The sequence below is a fragment of the Pigmentiphaga litoralis genome (assembly GCF_013408655.1).
In the GTDB taxonomy this organism is placed as follows: domain Bacteria; phylum Pseudomonadota; class Gammaproteobacteria; order Burkholderiales; family Burkholderiaceae_B; genus Pigmentiphaga; species Pigmentiphaga litoralis_A.
This window is the reverse complement of record NZ_JACCBP010000001.1, coordinates 666,046-683,268: the sequence shown is the minus strand read 5'-3', so window position 1 is coordinate 683,268 and position 17,223 is coordinate 666,046. Positions and strand designations below refer to the sequence as shown.

Genomic DNA, 17,223 nt, shown 5'->3' with positions numbered 1-17,223 from the left:
CATTGCACTCCCGCCATCATCGCCCTACGAGCCGCCGCATGACCTACGAAGAATATCTGGACGAAGTCGCCACACTGCTGACCGAGAACCACGACCTGACCGAATCCGCCGCCATCAAGTGCGTCGTCCGCGCCCAGGCGGCGGATTACTTCATTCCCCACGACGACAACCCCGACCTGCGAACGGTAGCCAACGCCGTCAAGGACGCCGAGGCCCTGTTCGAGCAACGCGTTGCCGCGGCCGCCGCGGCCAAGGGCAAGCCGGGACGCGGCAAGCACTGAGGGGGCGTCACGACGCGCTCATCATCTGCTGCAACAACTCGATCAGACGCGACGCCGCCGGCGACAGGGATTGGCCGGGCAAGGTAACCACGGCCATTTCCCGCACCAGGGGCGGATCGACGATCCGCAGCTTCTGCACGGAAGGATCGAGTTGGGCGGGAATGACGATGTTCGGCAAGACCGCCGCTCCCAGGCCGGCCGACGCCATCGAAATCAAGGTCTGCGCCTGGATGAACTGGTAGCGCGTCTGCACCGTCAAGCCCTGTTCGGCCATCGCATCCTCCACGTTCTTGCGCAGCGCCGTCCCCTGCTCCAGCAGCAGCAACGGCATGGCCGACAGAGCCTTCAGGGTGATGGTCTTTCGATCGCGCGGGATGCGGCTGCGCGGCACCAACGCATACAGGGGGTCCGTCAGGATCCGCTGGAACCGGAATTCCGGACTGTCGATCACGACACTGATTCCGAAGTCCACCTCACGCTGGCGCACGCTTTCGAATAGCGCGGCGGCGGTAATTTCGCGCACCGACACGCGGATGCCTGGATAGTGCTGCTCGAACGCGGCAAGAACGCTGCCCAGGCGGGTACCCGCGACGGTGGGCGCGCAGGCCAGGGAGATGCGGCCACGCTGGATATCGGCCGATTCCTGGATCTGCTGCAACCCTTCTTCAATGTCGTGCAGGGCGCGACGCACGCACACCAGCAGTTGCTCGCCTTCCTGAGTCAGGCGAACCTGCCGTGTGGTCCGATGAAACAGGGCCACGCCAAGCTGGTCTTCAAGCTTGCGTATCTGGCTGCTGACCGCCGAGCCCGAACGATGCGCACGATCGGCAGCGCCGCGGAAACTCTGCGCCTCGCCCACCAGCAAGAAGGTATTCAACAGCTTGAGGTTGACGTGGGTGCGCCAATCGACCGGTCGTGTCATCGCCCATCCCCTTTTGAAAACCGACGGGCGATTGTACGGAAAACCTTCGTAATCGCTTCGATAATCGCGATTGTTGTGCTTGCAGACCGCTCCTACACTTTGTCTCATCAGGCCCTGGCAGACGCCGGCGACCTGAACGAACATGCCGGCGCGCCATGACCGTGACCGGCCAGACAGGAGACATTCCATGCCCCAGGCCTCGTCATTTCCATGGCGGTTTGCCGCCCCACGCACCGTTGTCCGACTCGCCATTGCCGCCCTGATGACGGTCAGTCCATTCATGGCGTCGGCTCAACCGGCGTACCCCAGCAAGCCTATCCGCATCGTCGCGCCGTTCCCGCCAGGTAACTCGTCCGACGTCGCAGCCCGCTTTTTATCGGAGCAGCTTTCCGAAAAGCTCGGACAGTCGGTGGTTGTTGAAAAAAAGGTCGGCGCGGCTGGGCAACTGGGCGCAAGCTACGTCGCCAAATCCGACCCTGACGGCTACACCTTGCTGATGACGTCGACGTCCGCGGCCATCAGCCCGGCCATCTACAAGTCGCTGCCCTTCGACATCGTGGAAGACTTCACCCCAATTGTTCAGGTGGCGGTCTCGCCCATGGTCCTGCTGACGCGCGCCGACTTCCCGCAGGGCAAGCTGGAAGATTTCGTCGCAGAGATCCGCAAGAATCCGAAGTCCTACAGCTACGCCACGGCAGGCACCGGAACCATCCAGCATCTGACCATGGCCGCGTTCCTGTCGCGGCTCGGTGTGGACGTGCTGGGCGTGCCCTACAAGGGCAGTCCCCAGGCCCTGACCGACCTGATCGGCGGACAGGTGCAGTTCATGTTCGACGCCGTGCTGTCGGCCAAGCCCCATTTCGAGTCTGGCCGACTGAAGCCGATTGCTGTGGCCAGCGCAGCCCCTACCCCGCAACTGCCAGGGATCCCCGCGGCGGCGCAGTCAGCGGTTCCGGAACTGAAGGACTTCGTCATCGAAGGGTGGGTGGGCCTGCTCGGGCCGAAGGGCATGCCGGCCGACATCGCCCGCCGTCTGAATCAGGAGATCGTGACGATCATCACTTCGCCCGCCATGCAGGACCGCCTCGCAAAAGCCAATATTGCCGTCGCACCGGCCAACAGCCCGCAACAGTTCGGGACCTTCCTGCGCACCGACGTGAAACGCTGGCAGGACATTGCATCGGCCGCTCGGATCCCGAAAGAATGAACAAGCTCAAGCCATTGGACGAAACCGAAGCGATGACACGTCCGGTCATGAGCCGGCTCGCGGATAGCCTCAGATCCGGATCGGCAGCCGCTGCCTACGAGGCCGCTGGCAAGCGGGGAGACGTGGCGCCCTGCATTCGAGCGATGGTGTCCAACGTGTTGTGTGTCGGCCCGGCATTCACCGTGCGGGCGCCGCCCGGCTATGGCGACGACATTACCGAGGCGACCGACACCGCCCCCCCTGGTTCCGTGATCGTCATCGACATTGGTGCCGCCCAGACGGCATGTACGTGGGGCGGAACTGGCACGGCCATCGCACAGCGCCGCGGCATTGCCGGCGTGGTCAGCAACGGGCATGTGCGCGACATTGTGGACATTCGCCAGCTCGGTTTTCCGGTGTTTGCCGCGGGCACGGTTGTCAGCGGATGGCGGCGCGGCCAGCGCGGCGCGCTGCAGGTGCCCGTTTGCATAGGCGGGCAAGTGGTGCACCCCGGCGACCTGGTGTGCGCCGACGACGACGGCGTGGTGATCCTTGCGCAAGGCGGGTTTGAGGCGGCCGATGCCGCCCTGGCGGCCAGGCTGCGGTTCGAACGCGAGGCTCACGCCATCGTGCAGGCAGGCGGATCGTATGCCGACATCATCCAGCGCAAGCCGGGCTGATCCCCCAAACGCTTTGTACGATTATTGGACGCAAAAGGCATGAACGCCCCTTTCCCTTCTCCCGCTCGCGCGCCCATGACGGCGGCTGAAAAAGTGCTGGCCGCGGCAAGCGGCGTCTTGTCCGTCCGCCCCGGCGACGTGGTGTCTCCCGATCCCGAACTGGTCATCATCCACGATGGATACGTCGAGTCCGCATACAACGAGCTCAGCCAGCTTGGCTACAAGCGGATCTGGCGGCCTGAGCGTGTGGTGTTCGTGACGGACCATGAAGTCGCCTACGCTAGTCCGGCCAGCGCGCTGCGGGGCACGCGCATCCGCCGCATCGCTCGTGAATGGGGGATCACCCAGTTCTACGACGCAGGCCGTGGCGGGCACGGGCACCTGTTTCCCCTTGAACAGGGCCTGGTCCGTCCCGGAATGTTCCTGTCCTGCTACGACATGCACTGCACCAATTTCGGCGCAGTTGGCGCGTTGGCCGTGGCAGCCGGAGCGGAAATCGTGTCCGTCCTGGCGACGGGCAGTGTGTGGGAACAGGTGCCGCATACCGTCAGAATCCTGCTTGAAGGACAGCAAGGTGCAGGCGTCATGGCGCGCGACGTCGGTTTCCACCTGAGCACGCTGTTCGCCGCAGGCAAGCTCCCGGCCGCGCACGATAATCGCATTATCGAATTTTCGGGCGACTACGTGGAGCGGCTGCCGCTGGCAGGCCGGGTCGCCCTGTGCAACTCCTTGACCGAAATTGGCGTTGCCAATGTCTGGTTCACGCCAACGGCCTCGGATCTTGGCAAAGGCGGGATTGGAGTGACTGGCGATGCCGACGCGCATTACGAAGCCACGCTGCACGTCGACATCTCGCATCTGGCGCCGCAAGTCGCCCTGCCCGGCGGACCGCAGTTCGGGGTCGACGTTGACGAGGTGGCTGGCACACATGTCGATCATGCCTACCTTGGCGCCTGTGGCTCGGGCATGTACGAGGATTTTGCCAGTGCCGCGGCGGTGCTTCGTGACCGCGCGGTGGCACGTCATGTTCGTTTCTTTGTGGTGCCAGGCACGGTCGCGACCGTGCAGCGACTTGCGAATGATGGCCTGCTGCAGGTGTTCCAGGCGGCAGGCGCCATCGTGCTGCCGCCGGGGTGCGGGCCGTGCGCAGGCGGAGTCATGGGCCCGCTGGCCGATGGCGAGACGTCGATCTCGACTGCTGCCACCAACCACGCTGGCCGCTTCGGATCGAAGACCGCGCAGGCCTATCTGGGCAGTCCGGTCACAGTCGCGGCATCGGCCATTGCCGGCTGCATTGCAGACAGCCGTTCGTTGACCTTATCTCCTAAGGGTGCACGATGACAGCGCGACTGCTGCGGCGCGGCCGCTGCCATGTCTTTGGCGACGATATTCCCCTGGACGAAGGGCTGATTCCATTCGATATGGCGATCCGCCGCATTGACGATCCGTCCATCCTGGTCCCGGAACTGTTCCGCCAGATCGATCCGGCCTTTCATGATCGAGTCCGGCCCGGCGACATCATTGTTGCGGGACGCAACTTCTGCTGTGGCAAACCGCATCTGCAAGGCTTTATCGCCATGGCATCGCTGGGTTTGTCGGTCATCTGCACAAGCATGCCCTACAAGGCGATGCGAGGTGCCGTGGCGAAAGGCGTCGCCGTCATGACGGGGGTCGACATTCAGGCGTTCCCCTTCAAGACGGGGGACGATGTCGAAGTCGACTACACGGACGGAACGGTCAGGAATGTAAGCCAGACGGTAACGCTTACCGGCGAGGCGCTTTCCGCCACGTTGACCGATATTGTTGCCGAGGGCGGGACGCGTGGCCAACTGCGGACCTGGCTTCGGGACCATCCCATCATGTCCACCGAATTGCCCCGGCCCGATTGACTCGCGCACTCCAGGACAAAAGGGAACACGGTGGGGGCGGCGCCGAGCGAGTCCAGCGCCCGATGCGGATGGCTCAACAGTCGGGAGCGGCGCTTGCTGAGTGTCAGGCACGCTTCGCATGAATGGCGCCCTGACGCGATTCAGCGAACCCCCTGATCACCGGCTGCCGCGGCACCCTCCGCTGCGCGCCACCCTTTCCTGGAGCTGCCATGTCTGATTGGACCCTGTCTGACCTGTCGAAGAAGATGCAAGGCATTGATTTCGCGATGCTCAATACCCGCGCCGAAGGCGGCGAGATTGCTGCCCGGCCCATGAGCAACAACGGCGATGTGGAATACGAAGGCGACTCCTACTACTTCACGTGGGAAAAGTCGCGGATGGTGGATGACATCAAGCGTGACCCGCAAGTCGGCCTGTCATTCAGCGGCAGCAAAGGATTGCTGGGCAAGCCGCCGATTTTCATCGGCGTGGAAGGCCAGGCCGAGCTGATCCGCGACAAGGCGGAATTCGAAGCTCACTGGACGAAGGAGCTGGATCGCTGGTTCGAGCAAGGCATCGACACCCCAGGGGTCGTGATGATCAAGGTCCACGCCTCGCGCATCCACTACTGGGATGGCGAGGACGATGGTGAGATCAAGGTCTGACCTGCGCCCTGCCTAGTCCAGTCTGACTCGGCGGATTGCGAGTCCGCCCAGCAATAGCATCAGCAGTCCCGATGCCGCGACGCGTGCCCAGCCGGGCACATCAGCCGTCGCGGCATTTTTTGCGTCGTTCCTACCCACTTCGACCCCCGGAGCATCGACGGTGGACAACGCCAACGGCGTGTCGACGGGTTCACCGAACCGGGGCAGCCTGGCCACGTCATGCCGGGTGAAACGAACGTCGTTGAACACGAACGGGTAGTAGAACGCCCGCAACCGATCGTGGAACGCCGTGACGCGGTCCTGATAGGCCAGTTGCGCCCGCAGATCTGTCTCGGCCAATCGCTGCAACGCAACTTGCACTGCCACGCCCGGCAATACCCATCCCAGGTGTTCCGACCACGTCTGACGCGTCAGCAGCCCGTCGCGGTAGGCCTGCGCATCGGCCGCGACGGCTTCATCACCGAGCTGATGGAAGGCGAAGTACCACTTCCAATGAAACTTTTCCGGCAGCGCCGCGGTGGCGGACCACTGCGGGTGCGTCTGGAAAAACGCCTGCATGGTTTCGTCGCGCGGCCGGTCCCAGGCGGCGTTGATGTGCTCGCGCTGGGTCAGGGTCAGGTCGACCCCTTGGCCGACGGGCGCGGCGCGCGACGAGGCAAGATTTGCCAGACCCGGTAAGACCAGGGTCAGCACCGCCCACACGCCCATCAGCGCAATGGCGTGCGTGGCGGCGCGCCAGGGGCGCGCGCCCACGATCAGGGCGAGGCCGACCCAGAACGCGAGATAGGCCGCGACGACGGTCAGCACCTCTGCCACCGCAGGCAACGGCAGGCCCTGTACCCCGCTGCCGACGATGACGGGCATGGCCACGCACGCGAACAAGGCCAGGTAACGTAGCGCCGCGCGCCGCCACCACAACGCGGCGACGGGTCCGGGCAAGGTCAGCAACAGCCGCAAGCGCCCCGACTGGCGTTCGTCGGATACCAGGTCGTGCAGCAAGGCGATGACGAACAGGGGCGCAAGATAGGTCAACACAAATGCCAGGTCGAACCGGCCAAGCACCGTGACTTCCGGGTTCAGGGTCTCGCCATCGTGCAACTGGCTTTGCAAGGCCAGCGCCCGCACGCGCAGCACATAGGGCGATACGTCGCGCATGCCAGCAGCCAGGAAGCTGGCGGCCGACGGTGATTGCCAGGTCGGAAAGAAGGTGTAGTACGCCACGTAGCCTGCGTCCCCACCGTGCGTGGGGTCGCGGGCAGTGGACGCGGCCGTGTCGTGCATCGCCGTGAGCCGCGCGATGGTGGCGGCTTCGGTTCTGACCTGGGCAATGCCGGCGCCGACGGCCAACGCGGTCAGCACGAGCAACAGCAGCAATGCCGCGACGGTCAGCCGTGACCGCATCAGCAAGCGCCATTCATGTTTGAGCATGCTCATGATGCAGCCTCCGTGGAACGGGTGTCTGGCACTCGGGCGCGGCGCATCGCGGATGACACGCGACCGTCCAACGTCCTGGCGGCTGCCGCCAGCGCGCCGCCCGCTAGCAGCAGCCAGACCAGCAGCACCATTGCCGGCTGCCCTGCCCGCGCAATCACCGTTTGCGGTGCTTCGGCGTCGAACACGAAGTCGGGGATGCTTTCCCAGTTGGACTGCGCAATACGCGTCGGCCCGGCGCCTTTGCGTTCGTTGACGTAGTCCACTTTCTCGGCCTGCATCTGGTTCAGCGATTGCACCAGGCGATAGCGATAGGCCTCGGCCTGTTCGACAAATCGGCGATAGCTCGGCAGGTCCGTTTGCGTCAGCGTCATCGACAGGCGCCGCACGGCGAGGGTTGGCGCCAGCCACGCCAGGGAATCGACCGTGGCGCTCTGCGCCGCCTGCCGCTCGAACGAGGCCGTCGCGTAACGGTTGAACAGCGCACTGGTCAGCCGCTCGCCCTCGATGGCGACCAGTCCCCGGTAGTTGACCGGCAGGTCTTCCAGCCGGGTGACCCCATGGCGCTTGAGCACATCGGCCTTGAAGCGGGCAAAGTGCGGATCGTCCGGACGATGGCTGTCGCCAATGGCGGCCAGGTCACGTGCAATGGCAATGTCGGTTTCGAAGCGTGTCGTCAACGGAGCACGCGCGTCGGCCCATGCCGCGCCCAGGCGCGGCAGCAGGATCACGACCGTGACCCATACCGCCAACAGCGCCATCAGGCCATCACGTGGCCGGGCGCACAACGTCGACACGGCCACGATTCCGAGCGCCCATATCGCCAGCCACAAGGTATATCCCGCTGTCAGCAGGCTTGCCGACACCATGGCCTGCACATCACCGAAGGCAAGAAAGAACAACGCCATGGCGGCCGGCAGCAGCACCGCAGCCGCTGCGCCCAGCAAGGCCAGCGCCTTGCCGGCGGCGATCTGACGGCCACTGACACCCTGGGTGATCAGGATGCGCAGGGTGCCCGCCGCCCGCTCGCGCGCGACCAGGCCAAAGCCCAGAAACACCAGCAGCAGCGGCGCCAGCGTTTGCATGACGAATGCAGGCGTCAGTTGCCCGAAGCGTAGCAAGGACGACGATTGCCTTGCATCCCCGAAGTTCGCGGTGTTCTGCCGGTGACCTTCCAGGAAGATCATGGTGCCCGTGTAGGCGTCGATGCCGCTGTCGAATGCGGCAAGCGGGCTCAGCGGCCGGAAGACGAATTGTCCGTAGTGCACCATACGATGCGGATGCCGGTCGGGCTGTGCATCGAACTGCTGATCGACATCCGCCTGGTAGCGCTCGCGCTGCGCCATCGCGTCGCGCTGGCGTTCATGCGAGGTGGCCGCGGCGATGACCGTCAGCACCAGCAACAGCAGCGCGCCGACCACGGCGACGCGGTCGCGCAGCATGTGCCGCCACGCGTCGCGGGCGATCAGGAAGATGACGCGCATGGCTCGCTCCCGGCGGTGTAGCGGCGATACAGCGCACGGACGTCGAATCGTTCGGCGCCTGCCGAACTCACGACTTCGGACAGGCAGCCTTTGGAAAGAAACCCGATGCGGTCCGCCACGTCGGCCGCGCTGAGCAAGTCGTGGGTCACCATCAGGATCGCCACGCCCCGTTCGCGCAGCACCTGGAGGGCGGTATGGAATTCGGCCGTGGCCTGCGGATCCAGGCCGGAGGTGGGCTCGTCCAGCAGCAAGGCGGGCACGCGCCGGGCCAATGCCAGCGCGATCGCCACCTTTTGCCGCATGCCTTTGGAAAAGCCCGCAACGCGGCGGTCCCAGGCTGATTCGGCCAGCCCGGCCGCCGTCAAGGCAGGCCCGATGGCAGCGTGTGCACCCTCCTGCCTTGCCAGGTCCAGCAGGTAGGCCAGGTTTTCCCGGGCCGTCAGGTGCTCGTACAGCGCGACGTTTTCCGGGATGTAGGCCAGGTGGCGGCGCGCCAGTCCCGGCTCGGCGGACGGGTCGATCCCGTTGACGTTCAGGGAGCCCGAGTACGGGGCGATCAGACCAAGCAGCAAGCTTAGCGTGGTGGTCTTGCCTGCACCGTTGCCCCCCAGCAGCGCATAGATTTCGCCGGCATGGACGGCCAGATCCAGGCCATGAAGAATGGTCTTGTCCCGATAGCCCGCGGTGACGGCCCGGGCTTCGAGCACGGGCTCTTTCTGGCGAGGCGCGACGGCGTGAAGCAGTGCGTTCATGGGGTCTCCTTAAAAATTTGCATGGAGGCCGACGATGACCGTGCGCGACGCGCCCGGAGCCACCCACAGACGGTTGTAGGAACTGACGTAGGTGGTCTTATCGAACAGGTTATGAACGTCAACCGACAGCTTCATCTTGGGATTGACGCGCCAGTAGGCGCTGAGCCGCGCCACGGTATAGGCAGGCAGCATGAAGGCTGGCGCGCCTTCGTTGGCCTGCGCCTGCGTGCGGGCTTCACCCAGCCGCTTGCCCACGTGGGTCACGCCCCCACCCAGGCCATAGCGGTCGCCGTTGCCCAGCACGTTTTCGTACATCGTCAGCACACTGGCGGTGATGGCGGGCGTGTTCAGCAGACGGCCGCCGACTTCCAGCGAGTTGTCCTTGCGCACTTCGACCTCGTTGACCGTCAGGCTGGCGTTGACCCGCCAGTGGCGCGAGACCTGGCCGTTCGCCTCGGCCTCGACGCCTCGGCTGCGCACTTCACCGGCCGAGATCGAAAAGCCGGGATTGAGCGGATCGCCGGTCAGCACATTGCGTTTGCGGATGTCGAACAAGGATGCCGTCGCGCCCAGCGTCTGGTCGGCGTTTTCCCACTTGGTGCCAAGTTCGACCGCGCGGCCTTCTTCGGGCGCGAAGCTGCGCGTGGCAACGTCGGCGCCCGCATTGGGCCGGAATGACGTGCCGGCATTCGCATACACCGTCCACTGGCGATCGGGCAGCCAGCTGATGCCCAGCTTGGGCGAGGTGGCCGTCGGGTCCTGCGACGTCGTCACGCCAGTCCGGCGATTGAGCAGCGACTGGCGCGTCGTGTCTACGCGCATGCCGCCCAACAATCGCCACTGCGGCGCCAGCTCGATGGCGTCCTGCAGGTAGAGCGCCGTGCCGCGCTGGCGTTCCAGCGTCGCCGTGTTCGGGAGCAACGCGGGTTGCGGCTGGCCATAGACAGGCTGGTAGATGTCGATGGCATACGGTGCGGCCGTGGTCGGGTTGGCCCGCAGCGCCAGCGTGTCCATGTTGTAGTGGAAGGTTTCGACGCCGATCAGCAGGTCATGCTTGATGCTGCCCGTGCTGAAGTTGCCCTGCACTTCGGCCTGCAGGCCGACATCATGCGACTGGTAATTCCGGAAGCGCCGTTGGCGGTTCAGGATGCCATTGGCCGACAGACTGCTGGCTTCGGTTGAAAACCCGTCGAGCGACGTGTCCCGATACGACAGGCCCACGCGGCTGCGCCACGTGTCGTTCCACTGATGCGAGAGCACGAGCTGGTGGCTTTGGTTCTTGATCGTCATCCGGCCGTCGGATGGTTCGCCCAGGAACCGTGACCGCGGAATCGTGCCCAGACGGTTGTTGATCGCAACGACCCCGCGATCCAGGTTGGCGGAATGACGGAGCACTTCGCCCACGTATTCCAGCATCGTGTCATTGCTGAGCTTCCACGTCAGCGCGGGCGCAAACACCTGACGGTTGCTGTTCACGTGGTCGCGAAAGGTATTGCCCCCTTCGGCCGCGACGTTGAGGCGATAGGCCACCGAACTGCTGAGCGGCCCTGTGCTGTCGATTGCGCCGCGCGCAAAGCCCTGGCTGCTGATCTGTGTGTCGAGCACGTTGGCGGCGGTCCATCGTGGCCGCTTGGAAACGATATTGAGCGTGCCGCCCGGCTCGCTGCTGCCGTACAAGGCGGCGGCCGGTCCCTTCAGGAATTCGATCCGTTCCACCCCCGCCAGGTCACGCGGCGCATTGAAGCCGCGGTTGCCGGCAAATCCATTCAGCAAGGTGGCGGACCCGGTGTTTTCATTGCCAGGCAGGCCGCGGATCGCCACGTTGTCCCACAGGCCGCCAAAGTTGTGCTGCCTTGATACGCCCGCCACCGTGTCGATCACATCGTCCAGGCGTGTCGCGCCCAGGTCGTCCAGCGTCTCGCGCGACATGATCCGCACCGATTGCGGCAGCTCGCGCAGCGGCAGATCCGTCTTGGCCGCGCGCACGTCGTCCGGCTGGTAGGCGCCTCCGGGGGCTCCGCCACCGATGACGTCGACTGTCGGCAGCAGCACGCCCACCGGCGCGTCGGAAGTCTGTGCGGCCGACGGGCCGGGAGGCGTTTGGGCGGCGGCGGGAGGGAATGCCCAGAGGGCGCTCAGGGCGAGTGCGAGCGGAACCGGCGCGAAGAACGCCGGAGAGGGGGACGTGGACATGGCAAGGCTCGAGAATGCGGCCCCGCGCCGGCGTCGGGCGACGGTCAGGGGCGTGGCAAGGAAAGGTCCGCACGACGCATCAGCGCCGTCATGGCGTCATGACGTCATGACGTCATGACGAGAGCGGGTGAGTCGTGCAGGCGGGAAGACGCGGTGCGTGGCCAGGGCCAGCACGCAGGAAGATCAGGCGCGCGGAGGATCGCGGGCAGCAAAGGGCCGGTGCCCTGCCGCGGCTATTTCCGGGGAAACGTAGGAAGGAAGGTCGCACAGCGATGCCGGGGCGGCAGGCGGCGCGGCCGGCCAGATGACATAGGCCGTGGCGTGCAGGTGATGCGCTGCGCAGACCGCGCAGGATTCGGCGGCGGTATGCGGATCCGGCCGGGTGTCGGGGGCGCTGCGGCCAGACGCCAGTGACGATTCCTGCGCCTGGTCGAACAGCCCGCCAAGGTTGGACGGACGGTTCGGGCTGCTGCCGTTCAAGCCGCCGCCGCTGCCGCTGCCGTTTAAGCCGCTGCCGCCGGAGCCGCTGCCGCCGTCAAGGCTGCCTGCTCGTGCCAACCCCTGCCCCGCCCCGTTTCCGCTCTTCAAGTGTTCCGCCGCGTGCAGGGGCACGCCGATCGCGGTGTTGAAGAACACGGCGATCATCACATAGGCGATGAACTGGCGGAAAAACGGCATGAAGGACCTGCAAAACCGAAGGTGCAACTATATTGCATTTTCAGCTTAACGCAATCCGGTTGCAGCTTGTTGACAGGGCTTTTTTTGGCATCAGAAACGACAAAGCCGCCTTGCGGCGGCCTTGTCTTACCTGATCACAGACCGATGCGTCTTATTTGACGGCGTCGATCGTGGCGTTCAAGGTGGTGCTGGGGCGCATGGCCTTTTCGGTCAGCGCGGTGTCCGGACGGTAGTAACCGCCGATCTGCACCGGCTTGCCCTGGGCAGCCGTCAGCTCTTCCAGGATCTTCGCTTCGTTGCCTTCCAGCTCCCTGGCGACGCTCGTGAATTGCTGCTGCAGTTCCTTGTCTTCCGTCTGTGCGGCCAGTGCCTGCGCCCAGTACAAGCCCAGGTAGAAGTGGCTGCCACGGTTGTCCAGACCGCCAACCTTGCGCGAAGGCGACTTGTCTTCGTCCAGGAACTTGCCGGTTGCCTGGTCCAGCGTCTTGGCCAGCACGTTGGCCTTGGGGTTGCCGTACGTGTTGCCCAGATGTTCCAGCGACGCGGCCAGGGCCAGGAATTCACCCAGCGAATCCCAACGCAGGAAGCCTTCTTCAACGAACTGCTGAACGTGCTTGGGGGCCGAGCCGCCCGCGCCGGTTTCGAACAGGCCGCCGCCGGCCATCAGCGGAACGATGGACAGCATCTTGGCGCTGGTACCGACTTCCAGGATCGGGAACAGGTCGGTCAGGTAGTCGCGCAGCACGTTGCCGGTGACCGAGATCGTGTCCTTGCCCTGACGGATACGGTCGATCGAGAACTGCGTGGCTTCGACCGGCGACATGATCTGGATGTCCAGACCGTTGGTGTCGTGGTCCTTCAGGTAATGGTTGACCTTGGCAATGATCTGCGCGTCGTGGGCGCGGTTCTTGTCCAGCCAGAAGATGGCAGGAACGCCGGTCGCGCGGGCGCGGTTGACAGCCAGCTTGACCCAGTCTTGGACCGGCGCGTCCTTGGTCTGGCACATGCGCCAGAGGTCGCCTTCCTGTACTTTCTGTTCCAGCAGGACCTTGCCCGACGTGTCGGTCACGGTGACGGTGCCGGCGGTCGGGATCTGGAAGGTCTTGTCGTGCGAACCGTATTCTTCGGCGGCCTGAGCCATCAGGCCCACGTTCGGCACCGAACCCATCGTGACCGGATCGAACGGACCGTTCTTTTTGCAGTCGTCGATGGTGGTCTGGTAGACGCCGGCATAGCAGCGATCGGGGATCACGGCCTTGGCGTCCTGCAGCTTGCCTTCGGCGTCCCACATCTTGCCCGACTCGCGGATCATGGCAGGCATGGACGCGTCGACGATCACGTCGCTGGGCACATGCAGGCTGGTGATGCCCTTGTCGGAGTTGACCATGGCCAGTTGCGGACGGCTTTCGTACAGCGCCTTCATGTCGGCTTCGATCGCGGCTTGCGTATCGGCTGGCAGCGACTTGAGCTTGGCGTACAGGTCACCGATCCCGTTGTTGGGGTCGAAACCGGCCTGCTTGAGCGCGTCGGCGTACTTGGTCAGCACGTCCTTGTAGAACACCGAGACGACCGTACCGAAGATGATCGGGTCGGAGACCTTCATCATGGTGGCCTTCAGGTGGACCGAGAACAGCACGTTCTTGGCCTTGGCGTCGGCGATCTGGGCTTCGATGAAGCTGGTCAGGGCCTGCTTGCTCATGACGGACGCGTCGATGATCTCGCCTGCCTTGACGGCGGTCTTTTCCTTCAGCACGGTCTTGGTGCCGTCGGCGGCGGTCAGTTCGATCTTGACGGCGCCGGCATCGGCGATCAGGGCCGACTTTTCGCTACCGTAGAAATCGCCCTGGTCCATGTGCGCGACGTGGGCCTTCGAATCGGCGCTCCAGGCACCCATCTTGTGCGGGTGCTTGCGGGCGTAGTTCTTGACCGACAGCGGCGCGCGGCGGTCGGAGTTGCCTTCACGCAGCACGGGGTTGACCGCGCTGCCCTTGATCTTGTCGTAGCGGGACTTGACGTCCTTGTCGGCGTCGGTCTTGGCTTCGTCGGGGTAGTTCGGGAGCTTGTAGCCCTGGTCCTGCAGTTCCTTGATCGCGGCCTTGAGCTGCGGAATCGAGGCGCTGATGTTGGGCAGCTTGATGATGTTGGCTTCGGGCTTCGTGGCCAGTTCACCGAGTTCGGCCAGCGCCGCGCCGATCTTTTGCGAGTCGTCCAGGAAATCCGGGAAGGCGGAGATGATGCGGCCGGCGAGCGAGATGTCGCGCGTTTCCACGTCGATGCCCGACGAGCGGGTGAACGCCTTGACGATCGGCAACAGCGAATAGGTCGCCAGTGCGGGAGCCTCGTCGGTAAGCGTATAAATGATTTTGGATGTAGTAGCCACTGTCTCTAACCTCGCTGCATTTCAGGGATAGCAAAACTTGTCTGGCTTCGCGCGCTTCAAGCGCCGCACGAAAACGCACCGCCTTCGATATTAGACGATATGGGGCTTCCAACAGAAGCACCCGCTTGGGTCGCCCGCCAAATCAGGCGTCGCCCAGCAGGTCGCGGGCGTTCAGCAGCGCATAGACGATCTCGGGATTTTTTTCCAGGGACCGGCGGATCGCGGCGGGAATCGTCTGCCGCGTCTTGCGGCAAAGGCCGGGGCGCGCTTCGACTTCAATGGCGATGCCGCGGGCCGTCCGCACCTCGCGCGCGCCAGGCTCGACCCGAATGACGATGCCCAGCTGGGCCCGGATCCGTTCTTCGAAACGCCGCAACTCGGCCAGGTCGGCCAGGTTTTCCAGCCGCGCCACCAGCTTCTTTTCCTCTTCCTTGGTCAGCATCAGCACGCGCAGGTCGGCTTCGGGATCGGCCAGCAGGCGTTCCCGGTCGCACTCGCAGGCGCCGGGCGGACATTCGGTCCGGATCGGAAAGCTGGGACTCATGCGGCCGCCTGATCCCGCAACACGATCAGCGCGTTGCGGCGCGCAAGCGTGCCGTCCGCCAGCAGGTCATCGATGCCGGCGGCCAGCAGCTTGCGCAGCGGCGCGCTGGTCGACTTGAAGCCCAGCAGCCGCGCCACGGCCAACACGATCTCTTCATCCGCGGCGCCCAGGTGGTCGCCCACGACCTGGACGATGCCCGCCGCGATCTCGGCCGGCGCGATCATTTCGGGCTTGCGCAGTCCGGCCGACAGCGCGTTGCGCCGATCGCGCAGCACCGGCGTCTTGCCGGGCTGCAGCAGGAAATCGCCGTTGCGTTCGATTGCGCCGTCGGCCAGGGCCTGCTGCACGCCCTGCCCCACGGCCGCTTCGATGCGCGCCCCGGCCCGTTGCAGGCCCCATGCCCCGCGGATCCGTACGATGACCTCATCAATGTGTACCGGCGATTCGACCGCAACCACCTGTCGGACCAGATCGGCCATCACCCGCGCCGGGGTGTCATGCAATTCATAGGCGCCGGGGCGATCCAGGGTGGCTTCAACGTAGAACGCGTCGGGCGACGTTGCGTCAAGCGAATCGACCAGTCCGATGGCGGTCATGTCCCCCCGGTCCACCGTCACGATGTCGACGGGAACGGCACGGCGCGCCGTGGCAGGCTGCGCGGGCGCGTGGCCTTCCTGGCCTGCGGTCCCGGTCGACGCGCGGCGTGCCGCCTCGTCCGCCAGTTCCGCCTTGGCAGCCTCGATCGCGGCAACCACCTGGTCCAGCTGTTCCTGCGGTCGCTGGAACCAGTCCACGCTCCAGACACGATGCACCCGCCAGCCATGGTCTTCGAGCACCGATTGCCGCAAGCGGTCGCGATCCCGTGCCGACCGCGCCGACCGGTAGGCCGTCCCGTCGCATTCGATGCCCAGCAGATAGCGGCCGGGATACGCCGGATCGGCCACGGCCAGGTCGATGAAAATGCCGGCGATACCGACGCGCGGGTACACCTGATAGCCCTTGGCCTGCAAGGCGGTCGCCACCTGCGCTTCGAACACGTGCTGCGCATCGCGGGCGGTGTTCTGCCCCAGATCGAGCCTGCCCGTGCGCGCGTAGTGCAAGAACAGCTTGAAGGCAAAGACCCCCTTGCCCTTGGCGCGTTCCAGGTCGATGTCTTCATCAGTGATCGACGCAAAGACTTCGCACCGACGCTTGGCCCGGCTGATCAGCACGTTCAGCCGGCGTTCGCCGCCTTCCGCGCCCAACGGGCCGAAGCGCATGGTCAGGTTGCCCTGCGTGTTCCGCGCGTAGCCGACCGAGATCATGATCACGTCGCGTTCGTCGCCCTGGACGTTTTCCAGGTTCTTCACAAAGAACGGTTCGCTTGGGTGCGCGCCGAAAAAGCCTTCGGTCGCCGGATGCGCGCGCCGCAAGGCTTCCAGCTCATCCGTAATCGCCTTGCGCTGCGACACCGAAAACGTCGCCACGCCCAAGGACAGCTCGGGCGACTGCTGCGCATGCGCCAGGATGGCCGCGGCGACCCCCTTTGCTTCGATGAGATTGGCGCCCGTGCCGCCCGAATCGAACACGCCGTCGGGCACATGATGGAAGCGCAAGCCCATCCCGGCTTCCTGCGTGTACGGGCTCGGGACGATGTACAGCTTGTTTTCGTAGAACTGCGTGTTCGAGATCGCAATCAATGATTGATGCCGGCTGCGGTAATGCCAGCGCAGCATGCGCTGCGGCAGCCCCCGCGCGGTGAACAGGCCCAGGATGCTTTCGATGTCGGACACCTGCGTGTCGTCGTCTTCGTCATCCGCCTGCGACTCGGTAATCTTGGAAAAGAACTTGGTGGGCGGCAACTGGCGTTCGTCGCCCACGACGACCACCTGCTTGCAGCGAGCAATTGCGCCCATCGCGTCCACGGGCTGGATCTGGCTGGCCTCATCCATGACCAGCAGATCGAAGGTCAGGCTGCCCGGTGACAGGAATTGCGCCACCGACAAGGGGCTCATCATCATGACGGGCTTGATCGCCTGGATCGCCGGACCGGCCTTCAACACCAGTTGGCGAATCGGCAAGTGCGCGCGGCGTTTGGCCATCTCGGCCCGCAAAACGCCCACGGCGCCGATGCCGCCATCGCGCGGCGGAATGCGGCGGTAATGCGCGCTGGCCACCTG

The 17,223-nt window shown here is 65.0% G+C and carries 15 protein-coding genes; 6 read left to right on the top strand and 9 right to left on the bottom strand.

What is annotated here, in order from left to right; all coding sequences use genetic code 11:
• The first annotated feature begins 38 nt into the window (after window positions 1–38).
• On the top strand, window positions 39–281 hold the full coding sequence (locus tag HD883_RS02880) for a hypothetical protein (RefSeq protein WP_179587913.1): 243 nt from the start codon (window positions 39–41) through the stop codon (window positions 279–281).
• A gap of 7 nt (window positions 282–288) precedes the next feature.
• Here the strand turns inward: HD883_RS02880 and HD883_RS02875 are convergent, their stop codons facing one another.
• Window positions 289–1,203, bottom strand: coding sequence for a LysR family transcriptional regulator (locus HD883_RS02875; protein ID WP_179587914.1), 915 nt, complete (start codon window positions 1,201–1,203; stop codon window positions 289–291).
• 187 nt (window positions 1,204–1,390) lie between these two features.
• Between HD883_RS02875 and HD883_RS02870 the strand changes: the two genes are divergently transcribed.
• From HD883_RS02870 to HD883_RS02850, 5 genes are all read left to right on the top strand, one after another.
• Entirely contained in the window at window positions 1,391–2,410 is a 1,020-nt protein-coding gene (locus tag HD883_RS02870) for a Bug family tripartite tricarboxylate transporter substrate binding protein (RefSeq protein WP_179587915.1), read from the top strand.
• Window positions 2,407–3,069, top strand: coding sequence for an RraA family protein (locus tag HD883_RS02865; RefSeq protein WP_179587916.1), 663 nt, complete (start codon window positions 2,407–2,409; stop codon window positions 3,067–3,069). Before HD883_RS02870 ends, HD883_RS02865 begins: the two co-directional genes overlap by 4 nt.
• Before the next feature lie 39 nt (window positions 3,070–3,108).
• Entirely contained in the window at window positions 3,109–4,410 is a 1,302-nt protein-coding gene (locus HD883_RS02860; RefSeq protein ID WP_179587917.1) for an aconitase family protein, read from the top strand.
• Window positions 4,407–4,958: a hypothetical protein gene (locus tag HD883_RS02855; protein WP_179587918.1), complete on the top strand. Its 552-nt coding sequence runs from the start codon at window positions 4,407–4,409 to the stop codon at window positions 4,956–4,958. The genes HD883_RS02860 and HD883_RS02855 overlap by 4 nt, the downstream gene beginning before the upstream one ends.
• Before the next feature lie 209 nt (window positions 4,959–5,167).
• On the top strand, window positions 5,168–5,602 hold the full coding sequence (locus HD883_RS02850) for a pyridoxamine 5'-phosphate oxidase family protein (RefSeq protein WP_179587919.1): 435 nt from the start codon (window positions 5,168–5,170) through the stop codon (window positions 5,600–5,602).
• A gap of 12 nt (window positions 5,603–5,614) precedes the next feature.
• Here HD883_RS02850 and HD883_RS02845 read toward each other — a convergent pair whose 3' ends face one another.
• From HD883_RS02845 to HD883_RS27995, 8 genes are all read right to left on the bottom strand, one after another.
• Window positions 5,615–7,036 carry an ABC transporter permease gene (locus tag HD883_RS02845; RefSeq protein WP_179587920.1) on the bottom strand — a complete coding sequence of 474 codons (1,422 nt, stop codon included), beginning with the start codon at window positions 7,034–7,036 and terminating at the stop codon, window positions 5,615–5,617.
• Window positions 7,033–8,517: a DUF3526 domain-containing protein gene (locus tag HD883_RS02840; protein ID WP_179587921.1), complete on the bottom strand. Its 1,485-nt coding sequence runs from the start codon at window positions 8,515–8,517 to the stop codon at window positions 7,033–7,035. The genes HD883_RS02845 and HD883_RS02840 overlap by 4 nt, the downstream gene beginning before the upstream one ends.
• Window positions 8,499–9,269 carry an ABC transporter ATP-binding protein gene (locus tag HD883_RS02835; protein ID WP_179587922.1) on the bottom strand — a complete coding sequence of 257 codons (771 nt, stop codon included), beginning with the start codon at window positions 9,267–9,269 and terminating at the stop codon, window positions 8,499–8,501. The genes HD883_RS02840 and HD883_RS02835 overlap by 19 nt, the downstream gene beginning before the upstream one ends.
• A 9-nt stretch (window positions 9,270–9,278) precedes the next feature.
• Window positions 9,279–11,462 (bottom strand): TonB-dependent siderophore receptor, encoded by a 2,184-nt coding sequence (locus HD883_RS02830; RefSeq protein WP_179587923.1) that lies wholly within the window; start codon window positions 11,460–11,462, stop codon window positions 9,279–9,281.
• A gap of 183 nt (window positions 11,463–11,645) precedes the next feature.
• Window positions 11,646–12,140, bottom strand: coding sequence for a hypothetical protein (locus HD883_RS02825; RefSeq protein ID WP_179587924.1), 495 nt, complete (start codon window positions 12,138–12,140; stop codon window positions 11,646–11,648).
• A 151-nt stretch (window positions 12,141–12,291) separates the two neighbouring features.
• Window positions 12,292–14,520 (bottom strand): NADP-dependent isocitrate dehydrogenase, encoded by a 2,229-nt coding sequence (locus HD883_RS02820; protein ID WP_179587925.1) that lies wholly within the window; start codon window positions 14,518–14,520, stop codon window positions 12,292–12,294.
• Window positions 14,521–14,662: 142 nt separating this feature from the next.
• On the bottom strand, window positions 14,663–15,064 hold the full coding sequence (locus HD883_RS02815; RefSeq protein WP_179587926.1) for a hypothetical protein: 402 nt from the start codon (window positions 15,062–15,064) through the stop codon (window positions 14,663–14,665).
• Window positions 15,061–17,058, bottom strand: coding sequence for a DUF3320 domain-containing protein (locus HD883_RS27995; protein WP_373563417.1), 1,998 nt, complete (start codon window positions 17,056–17,058; stop codon window positions 15,061–15,063). The genes HD883_RS02815 and HD883_RS27995 overlap by 4 nt, the downstream gene beginning before the upstream one ends.
• Window positions 17,059–17,223: the final 165 nt, after the last annotated feature.

Bases quoted from the DNA above. Each gene is read 5' to 3' on its own strand.
- HD883_RS02825 (WP_179587924.1), bottom strand. From the start codon at position 12,140: ATGCCGTTTTTCCGCCAGTTCATCGCCTATGTGATGATCGCCGTGTTC.
- HD883_RS27995 (WP_373563417.1), bottom strand. From the start codon at position 17,058: ATGAGCCCCTTGTCGGTGGCGCAATTCCTGTCACCGGGCAGCCTGACC.
- HD883_RS02860 (WP_179587917.1), top strand. From the start codon at position 3,109: ATGAACGCCCCTTTCCCTTCTCCCGCTCGCGCGCCCATGACGGCGGCT.
- HD883_RS02840 (WP_179587921.1), bottom strand. From the start codon at position 8,517: ATGCGCGTCATCTTCCTGATCGCCCGCGACGCGTGGCGGCACATGCTG.
- HD883_RS02870 (WP_179587915.1), top strand. From the start codon at position 1,391: ATGCCCCAGGCCTCGTCATTTCCATGGCGGTTTGCCGCCCCACGCACC.
- HD883_RS02845 (WP_179587920.1), bottom strand. From the start codon at position 7,036: ATGAGCATGCTCAAACATGAATGGCGCTTGCTGATGCGGTCACGGCTG.
- HD883_RS02830 (WP_179587923.1), bottom strand. From the start codon at position 11,462: ATGTCCACGTCCCCCTCTCCGGCGTTCTTCGCGCCGGTTCCGCTCGCA.
- HD883_RS02815 (WP_179587926.1), bottom strand. From the start codon at position 15,064: ATGAGTCCCAGCTTTCCGATCCGGACCGAATGTCCGCCCGGCGCCTGC.
- HD883_RS02880 (WP_179587913.1), top strand. From the start codon at position 39: ATGACCTACGAAGAATATCTGGACGAAGTCGCCACACTGCTGACCGAG.
- HD883_RS02875 (WP_179587914.1), bottom strand. From the start codon at position 1,203: ATGACACGACCGGTCGATTGGCGCACCCACGTCAACCTCAAGCTGTTG.
- HD883_RS02850 (WP_179587919.1), top strand. From the start codon at position 5,168: ATGTCTGATTGGACCCTGTCTGACCTGTCGAAGAAGATGCAAGGCATT.
- HD883_RS02865 (WP_179587916.1), top strand. From the start codon at position 2,407: ATGAACAAGCTCAAGCCATTGGACGAAACCGAAGCGATGACACGTCCG.
- HD883_RS02835 (WP_179587922.1), bottom strand. From the start codon at position 9,269: ATGAACGCACTGCTTCACGCCGTCGCGCCTCGCCAGAAAGAGCCCGTG.
- HD883_RS02855 (WP_179587918.1), top strand. From the start codon at position 4,407: ATGACAGCGCGACTGCTGCGGCGCGGCCGCTGCCATGTCTTTGGCGAC.